Raw genomic sequence first — 2,205 nt, 5'->3', positions numbered from 1 at the left:
TGCGCTCGTATCGGCTATGCGACCGGGCACTACTGATAAAAAATCGTTCTCCATTGCAAGCTGCCCTATCTTGGCATGAAGTTCTTTAACGCTTGGTCCTCCTTCCGTTTTCTTCTCTCCCGTAAATACACCTTCCGCCTTCTCTAATAGTTGTTTCTTCCATGCCGATATCTGATTGGGATGCACCTGAAAACGCTGTGCCAATTCAACTATTGTGTTTTGCTCCTTGATAGCCTCTATAGCTACTTTTGCCTTAAATGCTGCTCCATGATTTCTTCTTAATGTCTTCATTTACCTGCTGCTCCTTTCTTTTATTTTAAATCAATTTAGAGCAGCTTTATCACTTAAGCAACTGTTCAGTTTTTCCGGGCCACCGCTGAAGAACGCGGTTAAGGCCGGACAGACAACCATAAGCAAATTCAAAATAAGAAGCTGCGGACATAACGAAGCTTTAGATAAAGCTGTAGAAGAGATCGGGTGGAAAGACAAATGGAGAAAATTACCGGATGGGAAAGGTGTTGGGCTGGCCTCCATGTTCTTTGCCTCAGGAGCGGCTTTTTCATTTTTCTATGATAATCCTCCTTCATTTTCAGGTGTTAAGATAAATGCTGAAACGGATGGAAATTTTACTCTCTTTACAGGAACGTCCGATATCGGCCAGGGTTCTGAAAATACACTCGCACAGATTGCAGCAGAAGAACTTGGTGTCGGTCTTGATAATATCAGCGTTATAGCCTCAGATACTGCCACAACTCCTCTGGATATGGGAAGTTACTCAAGCAGGGTAACTGTATTTGGCGGAGGTGCCGCAAAAATTGCTGCGCACAACATGAAAATGAAACTTTTTGAAATTGCAGCAGATATGCTTGAAGCAAACAAAGATGATCTTGAGGCTAAAAATGAAAAGATTTGTGTAAAGGGAACTCCGGAAAAAAGTGTTTCCATCGCTGATACCGTAATAGGATACTATGATAAAAAGAAAGAACATCTGACCAGCAGTGGCGACTATAATCCACCGGCTGATGTTGGCGGTGAAATGAGACTTGATCTGGGGGAAGTTAACATATCTCCCACATTCAGCTTCGGAACTCATGCCACAGAAGTTGATGTTGATAAGGAAACCGGCGAGGTTAAGGTGCAAAAGATTGCTGCGGCCCATGACTGCGGATTTGCCATAAATCCAATGGCGGTTGAAGGCCAAATTGAAGGCTGTGTTTCCATGACCTTTGGCCAGGCGACATGTGAAGATTTCAGGATGGAAAATGGATCGACTATGACAAACTCTTTTTTGGATTACAGGATCCCAACATCAGAAGATATGCCGGAGGTTCAATCCATTATTGTGGAATCCATAGATACCGAAGGCCCCTTCGGCGCCAAGGAAGCCAGCGAGGGTGCAAATATTCCCACAATTCCTGCAATAACCAATGCAGTATGCGATGCAATTGGGTTTAGGGTAAGAGATCTTCCTATAAACCCTGAGAAGATTTTAAGGGCACTGGAAAAAAAAGGAGAAAAATAATGAGGCTGCCAAGATTTGAATACCTTGAACCAACAAATGTAAAAGAGATAATCTCTCTTCTTAAAAAGAATGAAGATGCGATTCTGGTTGCAGGCGGAACCGATATACTGCCTAAAATGAAACAAAGAATCGTAACTCCCAAATACGTTATAAATGTAACAAAAATTGAAGATCTGAAAAAAATAGAGTTTGCTGAAAAAAAAGGGCTAACATTAGGCTCTCTGGTTACCCTTGATAATATTTCAAAATCCAAACCGGTAATAGAGAAGTTTACGGCTCTTGCACAGGCAGCCGGAAGAGTTGCAAGCCCTCAGTTAAGAAACATGGGAACAATAGGCGGCAACATAAGCATCGAATCAATGTGCATGTATTTCAACCAGTCTCATGAATGGCGTAAAGGAAGACCTCATTTATGCTTTAAGCTTGGCGGAGACAGGTGCTTTGTAGTAAAAGGCTCAAAAGAGTGTCTCGCCCTTTTCCAGGCAGATACTCCTCCCGCCCTGATAGCTCTTGGTGCACAAGTAACGATAGTAGGTAGCACTGGCAAAGAAAAGGTTATAAATATTGAGGATTTTTATACACAGAAAAGCAAAAAGGTGAACATCCTTAAACCAACGGATTTTGTTAAACAGATTCATATACCCACACCGCCCAAAGGCACAAAAAGCTGCTATCTGAAGATG

3 protein-coding genes are annotated in these 2,205 nt (G+C 42.3%); 2 read left to right on the top strand and 1 reads right to left on the bottom strand.

All coding sequences use genetic code 11. The annotated features are described in order from the left end of the window. A partial coding sequence (locus VXK47_RS00520) for a transposase (protein ID WP_435546817.1) occupies nt 1-291 on the bottom strand: 291 nt, incomplete at its 3' end. Here VXK47_RS00520 and VXK47_RS00515 point away from each other — a divergent pair. Continuing rightward, entirely contained in the window at nt 290-1,522 is a 1,233-nt protein-coding gene (locus tag VXK47_RS00515) for a xanthine dehydrogenase family protein molybdopterin-binding subunit (RefSeq protein ID WP_435546818.1), read from the top strand. The two genes, VXK47_RS00520 and VXK47_RS00515, sit on opposite strands and share 2 nt — an antisense overlap. Next, the coding region (locus tag VXK47_RS00510; RefSeq protein WP_435546816.1) for an FAD binding domain-containing protein at nt 1,522-2,205 on the top strand (684 nt) is incomplete at its 3' end. The genes VXK47_RS00515 and VXK47_RS00510, both read left to right, overlap by 1 nt.

The organism is Desulfobacterium sp. N47, from assembly GCF_051233685.1.
GTDB lineage: Bacteria > Desulfobacterota > Desulfobacteria > Desulfobacterales > RPRI01 > RPRI01.
This window is presented reverse-complemented; position numbering and strand designations above follow the sequence as displayed.